Source organism: Mesorhizobium sp. M7D.F.Ca.US.004.03.1.1, from assembly GCF_003998635.1.
Taxonomy (GTDB): Bacteria; Pseudomonadota; Alphaproteobacteria; order Rhizobiales; family Rhizobiaceae; genus Mesorhizobium; species Mesorhizobium loti.
In genome coordinates, this window is record NZ_RZQG01000087.1 from 1 (window position 1) to 11,887 (window position 11,887).

Annotated in this window: 18 protein-coding genes; 4 read left to right on the forward strand and 14 right to left on the reverse strand. The window is 63.7% G+C overall.

All coding sequences use genetic code 11. From position 1 onward, the window contains the following. Window positions 1–680: sugar-binding domain-containing protein (locus EN935_RS08125; protein ID WP_127373258.1), on the reverse strand; the 680-nt coding region annotated here is incomplete at its 3' end. Window positions 681–937: 257 nt separating this feature from the next. Here EN935_RS08125 and EN935_RS08130 point away from each other — a divergent pair. Then, window positions 938–1,570, forward strand: coding sequence for an HAD family phosphatase (locus EN935_RS08130; RefSeq protein WP_109667154.1), 633 nt, complete (start codon window positions 938–940; stop codon window positions 1,568–1,570). 4 nt (window positions 1,571–1,574) lie between these two features. Here EN935_RS08130 and EN935_RS08135 read toward each other — a convergent pair whose 3' ends face one another. From EN935_RS08135 to ureC, 8 genes are all read right to left on the reverse strand, one after another. Next, window positions 1,575–2,342: a class II aldolase and adducin N-terminal domain-containing protein gene (locus EN935_RS08135; RefSeq protein WP_127262388.1), complete on the reverse strand. Its 768-nt coding sequence runs from the start codon at window positions 2,340–2,342 to the stop codon at window positions 1,575–1,577. A gap of 81 nt (window positions 2,343–2,423) precedes the next feature. Next, window positions 2,424–3,065, reverse strand: coding sequence for an urease accessory protein UreG (gene ureG, locus EN935_RS08140; RefSeq protein ID WP_127262387.1), 642 nt, complete (start codon window positions 3,063–3,065; stop codon window positions 2,424–2,426). Further along, entirely contained in the window at window positions 3,062–3,502 is a 441-nt protein-coding gene (locus EN935_RS08145) for a DUF3995 domain-containing protein (RefSeq protein WP_127262386.1), read from the reverse strand. The genes ureG and EN935_RS08145 overlap by 4 nt, the downstream gene beginning before the upstream one ends. Beyond that, a complete protein-coding gene (locus tag EN935_RS08150; protein ID WP_164548548.1) occupies window positions 3,499–4,170 on the reverse strand; it encodes an urease accessory protein UreF in 672 nt (223 codons plus the stop codon). The genes EN935_RS08145 and EN935_RS08150 overlap by 4 nt, the downstream gene beginning before the upstream one ends. Continuing rightward, on the reverse strand, window positions 4,163–4,747 hold the full coding sequence (gene ureE / locus EN935_RS08155; protein ID WP_127262385.1) for an urease accessory protein UreE: 585 nt from the start codon (window positions 4,745–4,747) through the stop codon (window positions 4,163–4,165). Before ureE ends, EN935_RS08150 begins: the two co-directional genes overlap by 8 nt. Continuing rightward, complete coding sequence (locus tag EN935_RS08160; protein ID WP_127262384.1) at window positions 4,744–5,349, reverse strand: glutathione S-transferase family protein; 606 nt, start codon at window positions 5,347–5,349, stop codon at window positions 4,744–4,746. Before EN935_RS08160 ends, ureE begins: the two co-directional genes overlap by 4 nt. Window positions 5,350–5,393: 44 nt before the next feature. Then, on the reverse strand, window positions 5,394–5,987 hold the full coding sequence (locus EN935_RS08165; protein WP_109667140.1) for a hypothetical protein: 594 nt from the start codon (window positions 5,985–5,987) through the stop codon (window positions 5,394–5,396). A 92-nt stretch (window positions 5,988–6,079) separates the two neighbouring features. Then, window positions 6,080–7,795: an urease subunit alpha gene (ureC, locus tag EN935_RS08170; protein ID WP_164757525.1), complete on the reverse strand. Its 1,716-nt coding sequence runs from the start codon at window positions 7,793–7,795 to the stop codon at window positions 6,080–6,082. A 179-nt stretch (window positions 7,796–7,974) separates the two neighbouring features. On the opposite strand from ureC, the gene EN935_RS08175 reads away from it, so the two are divergent. Further along, window positions 7,975–8,358: a hypothetical protein gene (locus tag EN935_RS08175; protein ID WP_127262382.1), complete on the forward strand. Its 384-nt coding sequence runs from the start codon at window positions 7,975–7,977 to the stop codon at window positions 8,356–8,358. Between the two features lie 129 nt (window positions 8,359–8,487). Beyond that, on the forward strand, window positions 8,488–8,979 hold the full coding sequence (locus tag EN935_RS08180) for a hypothetical protein (protein ID WP_127262381.1): 492 nt from the start codon (window positions 8,488–8,490) through the stop codon (window positions 8,977–8,979). 20 nt (window positions 8,980–8,999) lie between these two features. Here the strand turns inward: EN935_RS08180 and EN935_RS08185 are convergent, their stop codons facing one another. Genes EN935_RS08185 through EN935_RS08205 form a run of 5 tightly spaced genes read right to left on the reverse strand, consistent with a single transcriptional unit; the run spans window position 9,000 to window position 11,372 of the window. Continuing rightward, window positions 9,000–9,305, reverse strand: coding sequence for an urease subunit beta (locus EN935_RS08185; protein ID WP_127262380.1), 306 nt, complete (start codon window positions 9,303–9,305; stop codon window positions 9,000–9,002). A gap of 9 nt (window positions 9,306–9,314) precedes the next feature. Next, on the reverse strand, window positions 9,315–9,908 hold the full coding sequence (locus EN935_RS08190) for a HupE/UreJ family protein (protein WP_127262379.1): 594 nt from the start codon (window positions 9,906–9,908) through the stop codon (window positions 9,315–9,317). Window position 9,909: 1 nt separating this feature from the next. Next, the gene (locus EN935_RS08195; protein ID WP_127262378.1) at window positions 9,910–10,197 is read right to left on the reverse strand and encodes a DUF1272 domain-containing protein; all 288 of its coding nucleotides are present in this window, start codon (window positions 10,195–10,197) and stop codon (window positions 9,910–9,912) included. Window positions 10,198–10,207: 10 nt separating this feature from the next. Beyond that, window positions 10,208–10,510 carry an urease subunit gamma gene (locus EN935_RS08200; RefSeq protein WP_023693076.1) on the reverse strand — a complete coding sequence of 101 codons (303 nt, stop codon included), beginning with the start codon at window positions 10,508–10,510 and terminating at the stop codon, window positions 10,208–10,210. A gap of 28 nt (window positions 10,511–10,538) precedes the next feature. Continuing rightward, window positions 10,539–11,372: an urease accessory protein UreD gene (locus EN935_RS08205; protein WP_127262377.1), complete on the reverse strand. Its 834-nt coding sequence runs from the start codon at window positions 11,370–11,372 to the stop codon at window positions 10,539–10,541. 215 nt (window positions 11,373–11,587) lie between these two features. Here EN935_RS08205 and EN935_RS08210 point away from each other — a divergent pair, with 215 nt between their 5' ends. Beyond that, entirely contained in the window at window positions 11,588–11,848 is a 261-nt protein-coding gene (locus EN935_RS08210; protein WP_127262376.1) for an acyl carrier protein, read from the forward strand. Window positions 11,849–11,887 lie beyond the last annotated feature (39 nt).

Consider the following 11,887-nt stretch of genomic DNA (forward strand, 5'->3'; position numbering starts at 1 on the left):
TCCTCATAGAGCGGCGCCTTGGGGCCGAGATCGCCAATGCCGATGAAGGTGACGTCGGCCTCGGCCGCCAGCGCCAGCGTCGGCTGGATCATCGGCTGGTTGAGCAGCATCTCGCGCTCCTCCGGCGATGAGGCGATGACCGGCAGCGGCATCGGAAAGGAGCGCGCCTTGACCCTGTCGGCCATGGTGAAGATGACGTTGTAGAAGGCGGCCGAGCCGTCCGGCGAGATGTTGCCGGTCAACGACACCACCTTGTGCTGCGGACATTCCATCGGCGGCAGCTGCTCGATCGCCGCCTTCAGCGTGCGCCCGGTGCCGATCGCCATGACGATCGGGGTCGGTGACCGCAGCCGCCGCTCGATCTCGGCGGCAGCCGCCTCGGCGATGCCGATCGTCGTAGAGGATGAATTCGGATCGCTCGGCACCACTTCGACCAGATCGAGCGCGAAGCGCGATCTCAGCCGTGCCGCCAGATCAAGGCAGTTGGCGATCGGATGATCGACGCGAACCTTGATCAGGCCCTCGGACACCGCCAGTGATACCAGCCGCTGCGCTGTCTGCCGCGAGATGCCGAGCGTGGCGGCAATCTGGTCCTGTGTGTTGCCGGCAACATAATAAAGCCAGCCGGCGCGCGCCGCGTCGTCCAGCCTGTTGCTGCCACCATCCTGCCGGGTATTCACGTCCTGCCTCCCGAAACCGCCGGTCATGAGAGCGGCCCACGCCCACTTTCGCAGGGAACGGCCCGCTGCGCAATTGTCAATCTCCAGGGCAATTGCTTGCCGCCCGCCGGCGCAGGCGGGGCCAAATTTCCTTCTTCCAAGATGTCGGTGTCAGGCAAAGAAGCGCGGTTGCGGTCCCGGTAGGCGGCCGGTTCTTCGATCCCGAAGGTTTATCTCCCGGCTCAAACCCTTTAAGGGATCGCAAAAAGGAGCGCTGCATGACACCGAAAGCGGTTTTCTGGGATATGGATGGCACGCTGGTCGACAGCGAACCGCTGCACGAGGCAGCCTTGGTGGCCGCGATGCGCAATGTCGGCCTCGTGCCGCCTGATGATCTGCATGAGCGCGTGCTGGGCGTTGCCGCCTGGCCGGTCTACGAGATGATGCGCGACGAGTTCGGCCTGGATCTGCCCTTCGACGACTGGATCGTGCGCAAATACGAGCACTATCTGCCGCTGGTCGAGCGCTTGCAGCCGCGTCCCGGTGCGATCGAGATCTTCAATGAGCTGCGCGAAAGGGGCGTGGCGCAGGCCGTGGTCTCGAATTCGGACCGGATGATCGTCGACGCCAATCTGAGCATGGTCGGCCTGACCTACCCCGGCATGAAGACGATCAGCCGTAACGACGTGCGCGAAGGCAAGCCGCATGCCGAGCCGTTCCTGCGCGCCGCCTATCTAGCCGATGTCGATCCCGCGCAGGCCGTGGCCATCGACGACAGCTGGCCGGGCGCCATGGCGGGGCTGGCGGCGGGAATGAAGACGATTTTCTGGCCGGAAGCGCCGATGGAAGGCCCGCCCGGCGCCGTCGTCATCAACAGCGCCGATCAGCTCCGGGCAGAACTAGGCCTGTAGGCCATCAATTCCGGTAGACCGGTTCCTGCTCGTCGAGGATCGCCTTCAGCTCGCTGAGATGGCGTTCGGCCTGGCCGGGATAGTCGTCCATCTCGCTTGCCGCCTTTTCGGCGATAGTATCGGACAGCGTGCGCAGCGGGCGCCCGGTCCATAGCGCCTTGATGTAGGTCTCGGCGGCGCGCTCGAAATAGAACATGCGGTTGAAGGCATCGGCGACCGTATCGCCGATGACCAGCACGCCGTGATTGCCCATCACCATCACCTTGACCTTGGGATCGACGAGAAGCTGCGAGCAGCGCTCGCCCTCCTCCTCGAAGGCCAGTCCGCCATAATGCGCATCGACGACATGGCGGTTGAAGAACATCGCCGAATTCTGGTCGATCGGCGGCAGGCGAGAGTCGGCGAGCGATGCCAGCACCGTGGCGTGGATCGAATGGACATGCATGACGCAGCGCGCGTGGCGGACATTGCGATGGATGGCGCCGTGCAGTCCCCACGCCGTCGGATCGGGCGCGTCCGGGCCTGAGAGCGTATCCGGGTCGTTGGCATCGATCATTAAAAGGTCGCTCGCCTTGATGCGCGAGAAATGCACCTGGTTGGGATTCATCAGGAACTGCGTGCCGTCGTCATTGACGGCTAGCGAGAAATGATTGGCGACAGCCTCGTGCATGTTGAGCCGCGCCGTCCAGCGGAAGGCAGCGGCAAGATCGACGCGCTCCTCATAGAAGGGCAGGTTGGTCAGCGTTTCCTTTTGCAGGCGGGCGATGCTCATCGAAATTCCTCCGGTTTTGGCAAGAATGCCGTGACCAGCCCATGCCCGCAACCGGTTTTGGTTGGTGCAGGGATGGCTATCTCATGCAACCGTGCTGGCAGCAGCGCCGGCTCGCAGGCCGCCATGCTCGACGATGAAATCGATCACCTCCTGCAGCCCTTTGCCGCGCGACAGATCGGTGAAGCCGAACGGCCGCTTGCCGCGCATGCGACCGGCGTCACTCTCCATGACATCGAGGTTGACGTTCACGTAAGGAGCGAGATCGCTCTTGTTGATCACCAGGAAATCGGAGCGGGTGATCGCTGGCCCGCCCTTGCGCGGGATCTCCTCGCCCTGGCAAACCGAGATGACATAGAGCGTCAGGTCGGCGAGATCGGGCGAGAAGGTGGCGGCGAGGTTGTCGCCGCCGGATTCGATGAAGACGATGTCGAGATCCGGGAATTTCCTGTTCATCTCGGCGATCGCCTGCAGATTGATCGAGGCATCCTCGCGGATCGCGGTGTGCGGGCAGCCGCCGGTCTCGACACCCATGATGCGATCCTCGGGCAGCGCCTGCAGCCGTGCCAGCATCATGGCGTCTTCCTTGGTGTAGATGTCGTTGGTGACGACCGCGATAGAAAACTCGTCGCGCAGCGCCTTGCACAGTTTTTCGGTCAGAGTCGTTTTGCCCGAACCGACCGGACCACCGATGCCGACGCGCAGCGGGCCATTTGTCTGTGTCATGCGGGAAACTCTGTGATGGCGAGGATGGCAAAGCCGAGCCCGATCAACAGGCACAGCGGCGAATAGTAGCGCAGGTCGAGCCGCGCGAAAGGCTGTTCCGGCGTCAGCCGCCGCCACCATGGCGTGAAACCGGCTATGCCGCGTCCCAGGAACACCAGCCCGATGAGCAGCGAAGTGGCGGCGAGACCCTCCTTGGGAAAGGGCGAAGCAAAGAAGCCGATGAGCGCCAGCGGCCACAGCGTCGCCAGGCCGAGACAGGCGGCAACGGCGAAACTGGCGAACGGCGTCGGCATCTCCTCGACGCCGCGAAAACCGACAACGGCACGAGCGCAGGAGGCCGCATCCTGGCCTGGCCAGATGCCGCCAAGGCCCCAATAGACATGCAGGGCGGTGATCAGCAGCAGGATGGTCGAAAGCGAGAAGGCGAGAAGGATCATGAGCGGAACAATCGCGAATACTGGGTTTCGTGCTTCATCGCCATGACATCGGAAACGAACGCGCAGCCGCCGAGATCATCCAGTGTCGAGCGCGCGGCGCGGGCTGCGGTCGCCAGGGCCAATGGCTCGAAGCCGGCTAACAACATGGTCGCGCCGCTCTGTCCGACGACACCAAGCCGGATCGCAGCCTGGACGAGGTTGGAAAAGAAGGTCTGCAGGAAGGCGGACAGCGCATTCTGAAGCGCAATTGAATTGCCGCCGGCAATGGCGCCGACGGCAACGCAATAGGCGCATTCGGCCGGCAAGCGCTCCAGCACCGGATTTGACCAGGCCGCTGCCGCTTTGAGGAAGGCGGCGCCTTGCAGCATGGTCTCGGTGTGGCGTTCGCGCGAGCCGGCCAGCGCCTCGGCGAGTGCCGTTATTTCATCGAGATCGCCAGTGTGGCGTGCGCGGCGCCAGCTCTCAGCGAACAGCACGGCGTCGTTCCAGCCCGAACCCATCTCGACCAGCGTTTCCAGCCAGCCGGCGAGACTCTCGGCATCGGCAACCAGCCCGTCATGCACCGCGCGCTCGAGGCCATGGCTGTAGGAAAAGCCCCCGACCGGAAAGGAAGGCGACAACCACGCCATCAGCCGCAGCAGGGCGATGTGCGAGGGCTGGTCAGTCATGGTCGTGGTGGTGGCCAGCATGACTGTGCGAATGGGAATGCGATTCGCTATGAGAATGGCTGTGCGCTTCGGCGTGGTTATGGGCATGCGCATGGCCGTGATCGTGGCTTTGCCCGGAATAGGCGCCGCGCACCGGCTTGAACGGCTCGGAAACGTCGATCACCGTCGCGCCGAGCCCCTCCAGCATCGCCTTGATGACATGGTCGCGCAGGATGAGGATGCGCCCGGCTTCGATGCTCGCCGCAAGATGACGGTTGCCGATGTGCCAGGCGAGCTCGGCCAGATGCACGCTGTCGCGAGCCCGGATGTCGTAGACATCTTCCGGCGCCGCGATGATCTCGATATGGCCGCCATCCTCCAGCACCAGCCGGTCGCCATCATTCAAGGCGACGGGTTCGGGCAGATCGACCAGCACCTTGCTGCCGTCGGCAAGTTCGATGGCCCGGCGACGCAGATGCCGCTCGTCATGGGCGAGCACGGCACGGCCGGACGGCAGGGTGGTTCCGGCGTTGCCCGGGGTCAGCACCGAGATGGCGCGCGGGAATTTGGTGAAGTCGGTGTTGAGGTTGAGCTTCATTTCATGGAGCCTCCGTTAGCCTGCGCTCGTGCGCGAGCGGGCCGCGCCAGCACGCGGTCGAAATAGGCGTTGACGCGCTCGGACTCGATCGGGAATTTTCCGGCGCGGGCCCAGTTGCCCATGTCGCCCAACAGCACGTCGACTGCCGAAAACCGCTCGCCCAGCGCAAACGTTTTGTCGCCCAGCCGGCGATCTAGCGCCTTAAGCTCCGAGACGAAGTCATAGGTCGCCGCAGGACCGACATCGACCCGCATTTCCTTCGGCAGCAGGAAGCGGTGGCGCAGCTTGTTCCACAGCGGCGCCTCAAACTCGCTCTGGGCAAAATGCATCCAGGAATCCATCTCGGCGCGGCCGGCAAGGCCCGGATTGGCGCCCATGCCCTTGTCCGCGTGCTTGTCGGCGAGATAGACGCAGATCGCCGCCGAATCCGTCACCGTCAGCTCGCCGTCGATCAGGATCGGCACCTTGCCCGAAGGGTTGAGTGTGTAGGCTTCCGGCGAGCGCAGCTTCACCTCGACGAATTCATAGGGTTGCCCGAGTTCCTCGAGCATCCAGAGAACGCGGCTGACCCGGGATCCACGCGATCCAACGGCTTTGTACATGCGCAAACCTGCCTTTCCCGAACAACCTAGACCATCGCGTTCGCTCAGACGATGGTGTCGAAGAGCCGCAGGATGAACGATATCTGATAGATGAGCGCCGCCGTGACAAAGGCGATGTGGAAGCGGCGATCGCGCACCAGGATCGCGGCGATGCAGAGCGCGACGAAGACCGGCGTGCGGAACAGGTACTCGTTGCCGAAGCGGGCGAAATGCTCCGGTCCTTTCAGCAGCGTGTCGACCACGTCGAGCAGGTAGGTCGCCGCCAGCAGGCCGAAGAACCAGGCCCGGCGCGAATAGAAGAAATCCTCGTAGCTCGTGTAGTCCAGCATCGAATCGGGAAACAAAAGCGCGCAGAGCAGGAACAGCGTGATCGCATAGAAAATGATGAACAGGTATTTGCCGAAGGTCCAGGTCTCGATGGCGTAGAGGCCGAACTCCCACCACCAGAAATGCACCAGCATCAGGAGCACCGAGACGACCCAGGCCAGATGCACGGTATAGAGCTTGTACTGGCCGGGATGCTGGACGATGCGCGCCACCCCCGACAGCAGGCGGGCGACGCCAAGCCCGATCACCATGCCCATGACGATGCGGATATGCGGGAAGATGTCGTGGGCGGAAGCGATTTCGGTGGCCATGCTTGATCACAATGCAGCTGTTGGTTGGCCGCATATTGCTGCCTCCCACCAAGGGCTGCAACGGATAATGCTCGCCCGGTCGGATCGCCGCTTCAGAACAGAAAATACCGCTGTGCCATCGGCAGCACCGTCGCCGGCTCGCAGGTGAGCAATTCACCGTCGGCGCGGACCTCGTAGGTTTCCGGGTCGACCTCGACATGCGGCGTGGCGTCGTTGAGCACCATCGAATGCTTGCCGATGCCGCCGCGGGTGTTTTCGACGGCGACGAACTGCTTGTCGACACCCAGCCTGCCGTGCAGGCCGGATTCGAGCGCTGCCTTCGAAACAAAGGTCACCGATGAGTTGGTCCTGGCCTTGCCATAGGCGCCGAACATCGGCCGGTAGTGCATTGGCTGTGGCGTCGGGATCGAGGCGTTGGGGTCGCCCATCGGGGCGGCGGCGATCATGCCGCCGATCAGCACCATGTCCGGCTTGACGCCGAAGAAGGCCGGGTTCCACAGAACCAGGTCGGCGCGTTTGCCGACCGCGATCGAGCCGATGTCCTTCGACAGCCCATGCGCGATGGCCGGATTGATCGTGTATTTGGCGATGTAGCGGCGGACGCGGAAATTGTCGTTGTTGCCGGTTTCCTGCGGCAGCGAGCCGCGCTGGCGCTTCATCTTGTCGGCGGTTTGCCAGGTGCGGATCGCAACTTCACCGACGCGGCCCATGGCCTGGCTGTCCGACGAGATGATCGAGAAGGCACCGATGTCATGCAGGATGTCTTCCGCCGCGATGGTCTCCTTGCGGATGCGGCTTTCGGCAAAGGCGATGTCTTCGGGGATTGACGGCGACAGATGATGGCAGACCATCAGCATGTCGAGATGCTCGGCCAGCGTGTTGACCGTGTAGGGCCGCGTCGGATTGGTCGAGGACGGGATGACGTTGGGCAGCCCGCAGATCTTGATGATGTCAGGCGCATGGCCGCCGCCGGCGCCCTCGGTGTGGAAGGCGTGGATGGTGCGGCCCTTGATCGCCGCCACAGTGTTTTCGACGAAGCCGGACTCGTTCAGCGTGTCGGTGTGGATCATCACCTGCACGTCGTAGTCGTCGGCGACCGACAGGCAGCAGTCGATCGCCGCCGGCGTCGTGCCCCAGTCCTCGTGCAGCTTCAGCGAACAGGCGCCGCCCAGCACCATTTCCTCGAGTGCTGCAGGCAGCGAAGCATTGCCCTTGCCCGACAGGCCGATGTTCATAGGGAAGGCATCGAAGGACTGGATCATGCGGGCCATGTGCCATGGCCCCGGCGTGCAGGTGGTCGCCAGCGTGCCGTGCGCCGGGCCGGTGCCGCCGCCGAGCATGGTGGTGATGCCGCTCATCAGCGCTTCCTCGATCTGCTGCGGGCAGATGAAGTGGATATGCGCGTCGAAGCCGCCGGCGGTCAGGATCTTGCCTTCGCCGGCGATGATCTCGGTGCCGGGGCCGATGATGATGGTGACGCCATCTTGAGTATCAGGATTGCCGGCCTTCCCGATCGCAGCGATGCGCCCATCTCGCAGACCGATATCGGCCTTGAAGATGCCGGCGCTGGCGTCGACCACCAGCGCGTTGGTGATCACGGAGTCGACAGCGCCTTGCGCTCTGGAAACCTGGCTCTGGCCCATGCCGTCGCGGATCACCTTGCCGCCGCCGAATTTCACCTCCTCGCCATGGATGGTGAGATCCTTCTCCACCTCGATGAACAGCTCGGTGTCGGCAAGCCGCACTCTGTCGCCGACCGTCGGGCCATACATCTGCGCGTAGGCGGCGCGGGTAATTCTGGCCATCAGCGATTGCTCCCGAAATGCGGTTTGCCAAAATGCGGTTTGATTGAAGCCCGGCTGCACATTGCCGCCATCCAATGGTCATGGAATGACCCGCTCGGCGACACCTTCTGATCCCATTTGGCGGTTGAGCTTGGGGCGTCACCCCAAACCGACCGTTTGCCAATCGATGGAAAGGAAAATCCATGCGCAAAACGATAGTTCTTGCCGCCGCCGCCAGCCTGATGCTGGCGGGTGCCGCCAGTGCCCAACAGCAGCCCGCGCAACAGCCCGCTCCGGCGCCGACCGCGCCTGCTCCAGCCGCCCCTAGCGCCCAGTCGGCCGTGCCGACGATCCAGAGCGTCAACATCGTCGACATCACCGAGCTGCCAAAGGACACCCAGACACAGGTCAACCAGGTGATTGCCCAGCGTGGCGATGACGGCTTGAAGAAACTGCGTAGCTCGATCGACGCCACGCCCAAGGTGAAGTCGGCGCTGGAGGCCAAGGGGCTCAGTTCGGCGCAAGTCGTCGCCGCCAGCATGCAACCCAATGGCGCACTGACCCTGATCACCAAGAAGGCGAGCTGACAAAGCGGCGCGGCGGGCCGGTATCCAGCCCGCCGGCCGCATCGGCAAAGGAACCTTCGCCGGACGGGAATCGTTTTGCTTCTTTCGCGCTAAACCGCGCCCCGAAACGACGTCTCTCAGGAGCGAGCGATGGCGACCACCTTTTCTCCCAAAAGACGGCTGCAGGCGGCCACCGCCATGGCATTCCTGGCGGTGGCAGGTTCTGCTGCCGGACCGAAGGCGCAAGGGCTGGAAAGCACGGAGACCGTCAACCGCATCATCGGCTCGCAGGTCAAGCAGGAAGAAGCCAAGACCACCGCCGAAGCCGGAAACGTCAACACGGCAATCGACCGGACGCGTGAAAACATCGGCACGGTGCGCAAGACGTCCAAGCTTGACAAGGTGGATATCGTGTTCCTCACGGACGCCGCGCGCATTGAAGGCGGCCCGCCGCCAGCGATCGAGAGCAAGGTCAGACAGCATCAGGACGACATCGCGGAGCTGCGCAAGGAGATCGAGGCCAACGCGCTGCTGTTCAACGCCATCGAATCGCGGCGCGTGCTTGCGCAGGATATTCTCGCCGTCGAATTCGGCGATCCCGGAAAGATCGTCATCTACGCTGCGGCCAAGCCGTCGAACTGAGCTGAGCACGCTGGGAGATCTCACAGCTTGCCCATCACCTTCTGCTGAAATCCGTAGACCTCGCGCTTGCCGCCAAGCGGCACCAGCGTGACGTCGCGCTCCTGTCCTGGCTCGAAGCGCATGGCCGTGCCGGCGGCGATGTCGAGGCGCATGCCTCTGGCACGCTCGCGGTCGAACTTCAGCCCCTTATTGGTCTCGAAAAAATGGTAGTGGCTGCCGACCTGAATCGGCCGGTCGCCGCTGTTGGCGACTTTCAGGGTGACGGTCGGCAGGCCCTTGTTCAGCTCGATGTCGCCGCTCACCGTAATGACTTCGCCGGGGATCATCGCCACCCCTCACAGAACGCCGAAGACGAGGCCGAGACCAACCGCAGCGCAGGCGGCACCCGCGGCGCGGGCCAGGCCACGGAACCGGATACCAAGACCGAGCCCGGCGGCGATGCCGGTGGCATGGAGAGCCGCTGTGGCGATGGCAAAGCCGGCCATGTATTCAAGCCCGCCGGCATTCTCCGGCACTTCGGTGCCGTGGGCGTGGCCGTGGAACAGCGCGAACAGGCCAATGATGGCGACGCCGGCCGAGACCGGCAGATCGACCGCCAGCGCCACCAGCAGTCCGAGCGCCACGACCGATGCCAGTATGCCCGGCTCGACGAAGGGCAGCGGCATATGCAGCATGCCGAGCACACCGCCGACCAGCATGACGCCGACAAAGGCCGCCGGCCAGGCAAGAATCGCCTTGCCGCCCTTGAGCGCGGCCCACAGTCCGACGGCGATCATCACCGTCATGTGATCGAGGCCGGAGAGCGGGTGCATGAAGCCGGCCGCGAAGGAGGAGGTGGTGCCGATGCCGATGCCGACATGGGCATAGGCCGGTATGGAAGCGGCCAGCAGGAGGATCGCCGACAGGCATAGGCGTTTGGCAGGGATCATTCTATTTGCCTTTCGTTGGGCCGGTCGTGCTGTTCACGCGGCCTTGCGGGGGGCCGCAGCCTTCGGCCTTGAGAACGCGCCTGGTCGACGCCGGATATTTCTTCAGCATCGCCGCCGGCCGGATCGGCCGCGCCGAAAAATTGCCGCCGCAATTGGGGCAGACGCCGCCCAACACCTGTTCCACGCAGTCGATGCAAAAGGTGCACTCGAAGGTGCAGATCAATGCGTCCGCCGCCTCCGGCGGCAGGTCCTTATCGCAGCATTCGCAGTTGGGGCGCAGCTCAAGCATTCTTCTCTCCTCACCGGATCGGTTCGTGCACGGTCACCAGCTTGGTGCCGTCGGGGAACGTCGCCTCGACCTGCACGTCGTGGATCATCTCGGCGATGCCTTCCATGACTTGCGCGCGGGTCACGACGTGGGCGCCGGCCTCCATCAGTTCGGCGACCGGGCGGCCGTCGCGGGCACCCTCGACGACGAAGTCGGTGATCAGCGCGATCGCCTCCGGATGGTTGAGCTTGACGCCGCGTTCAAGCCGCTTGCGCGCCACGATCGCCGCCATGGCGATCAGCAGCTTGTCCTTTTCCCTCGGCGTCAGGTTCATGCGTTTTCCCAAGCTGGTAGCGACAGGCCTACAGTGACCATAATTTGGGCAACCCCGCTCTTCCGTTGAGCAATTCGACGAGTGGAACCAGCCGTTGGCGCAGCTGGTAGCCATCCCCAGCGTAGAGCCTCGCAAGAAGCTTGCCAGATTTCTGCACGCTCCAGACACTGGCGCTGCCGTGGTCGCCGACGATCGCCAGAACCGGATCGAGCAGGGCTTCGGCCCGCGGCGACACCAAAAGCAGCGTCGCCATCGCGGTCGCGCCACCGGCTACCGCCGGGCGGTCGAGCGTGGCGGCGATATCGGGTCCGATGCGGAAATCCTCGGCATGAATGAGGGAGCCATCCTGGCGCACACGCCAGCGGTCGTGGAAATGCCCCTGCGTGGCGCGTTCGCCCATCGCCAGGCGGCCGAAGACGGCGGCTTCCAGCACCAGCGCCTCGGCGCCGACGGCAAGCTCGACGTCGAGCGTGCGGACAAAGGCTGCCCGGTCGAAAACGATGGTTTCCTGCGGCAGCCAGGCGATGCGGCCGTTTTCGCCGACCGACAGATTGACCCGCACTTCGGCACGGTCGGATGCCGCTCGGTAGATCTTCTCGCAGGCCTGGGTCGTGATCGACGCCGAAGCAGCCGCGCCGACATCGACGTCCCAGGCGATACGGTCGCCGCCGGTCATCCCGCCGGCGGTGTTGATCAGCACCGCTTCGAGCGGATCGGCCGAGACAGAAGGCATCCTTATCTTGGCGGCACCGTCCTGATAGAGGCGCCGCAGGCGCGTGCGACCCTCACTGAGAGCGCAGGAAAGCCGCGCCACGCCCGCAACGCGCTGCGTCGAAATCCCGCCATGTTCAACCGTATCCATGCCTGCACGTTAAGCACTCCGGCGGCTTTGTCGACCTGGAGTTCGATATAGCTTGTTGCTTGACAACGTTTCGGTTTCTATAGAGGGAACCACCTTGGTACGGTCATGCAGCGCTTGGCGGGGGTATAAAACGACGACGGCGGCTTGATACCAGGAGAAAAAGGGGCGCTGCTCAGTTGGCGTCGGGAAACGTGACATAGTGGGGAAGAAACCGAATGGCCGACCAGCTGGCAACGGATATCATCGCGAAGATCAAGGCTCATGCCGAGCCGGGCGGCGAAGAAATCACCACCACCACCGAATTGACCTCGCTTGGTATCCATTCGCTCGAACTGACGGAGATCATCTTCGATCTTGAGGAAGAGTATGGCATCGAGATCGAGATGAACACGGTCGACGCCTGGAGCAATCTGAAGAATGTCGGCGATATGGTCGAAGCCGTCCGCGCGCTGATCGCGAAAAAAAGCCTGACCTGAATGCGGCAGCGCGTTGTCATCACCGGCATGGGCGGCATT

Bases quoted from the DNA above. Each gene is read 5' to 3' on its own strand.
- EN935_RS08130 (WP_109667154.1), top strand. From the start codon at position 938: ATGACACCGAAAGCGGTTTTCTGGGATATGGATGGCACGCTGGTCGAC.
- EN935_RS08135 (WP_127262388.1), bottom strand. From the start codon at position 2,342: ATGAGCATCGCCCGCCTGCAAAAGGAAACGCTGACCAACCTGCCCTTC.
- ureG (WP_127262387.1), bottom strand. From the start codon at position 3,065: ATGACACAGACAAATGGCCCGCTGCGCGTCGGCATCGGTGGTCCGGTC.
- EN935_RS08145 (WP_127262386.1), bottom strand. From the start codon at position 3,502: ATGATCCTTCTCGCCTTCTCGCTTTCGACCATCCTGCTGCTGATCACC.
- EN935_RS08150 (WP_164548548.1), bottom strand. From the start codon at position 4,170: ATGACTGACCAGCCCTCGCACATCGCCCTGCTGCGGCTGATGGCGTGG.
- ureE (WP_127262385.1), bottom strand. From the start codon at position 4,747: ATGAAGCTCAACCTCAACACCGACTTCACCAAATTCCCGCGCGCCATC.
- EN935_RS08160 (WP_127262384.1), bottom strand. From the start codon at position 5,349: ATGTACAAAGCCGTTGGATCGCGTGGATCCCGGGTCAGCCGCGTTCTC.
- EN935_RS08165 (WP_109667140.1), bottom strand. From the start codon at position 5,987: ATGGCCACCGAAATCGCTTCCGCCCACGACATCTTCCCGCATATCCGC.
- EN935_RS08175 (WP_127262382.1), top strand. From the start codon at position 7,975: ATGCGCAAAACGATAGTTCTTGCCGCCGCCGCCAGCCTGATGCTGGCG.
- EN935_RS08180 (WP_127262381.1), top strand. From the start codon at position 8,488: ATGGCGACCACCTTTTCTCCCAAAAGACGGCTGCAGGCGGCCACCGCC.
- EN935_RS08185 (WP_127262380.1), bottom strand. From the start codon at position 9,305: ATGATCCCCGGCGAAGTCATTACGGTGAGCGGCGACATCGAGCTGAAC.
- EN935_RS08190 (WP_127262379.1), bottom strand. From the start codon at position 9,908: ATGATCCCTGCCAAACGCCTATGCCTGTCGGCGATCCTCCTGCTGGCC.
- EN935_RS08195 (WP_127262378.1), bottom strand. From the start codon at position 10,197: ATGCTTGAGCTGCGCCCCAACTGCGAATGCTGCGATAAGGACCTGCCG.
- EN935_RS08200 (WP_023693076.1), bottom strand. From the start codon at position 10,510: ATGAACCTGACGCCGAGGGAAAAGGACAAGCTGCTGATCGCCATGGCG.
- EN935_RS08205 (WP_127262377.1), bottom strand. From the start codon at position 11,372: ATGGATACGGTTGAACATGGCGGGATTTCGACGCAGCGCGTTGCGGGC.
- EN935_RS08210 (WP_127262376.1), top strand. From the start codon at position 11,588: ATGGCCGACCAGCTGGCAACGGATATCATCGCGAAGATCAAGGCTCAT.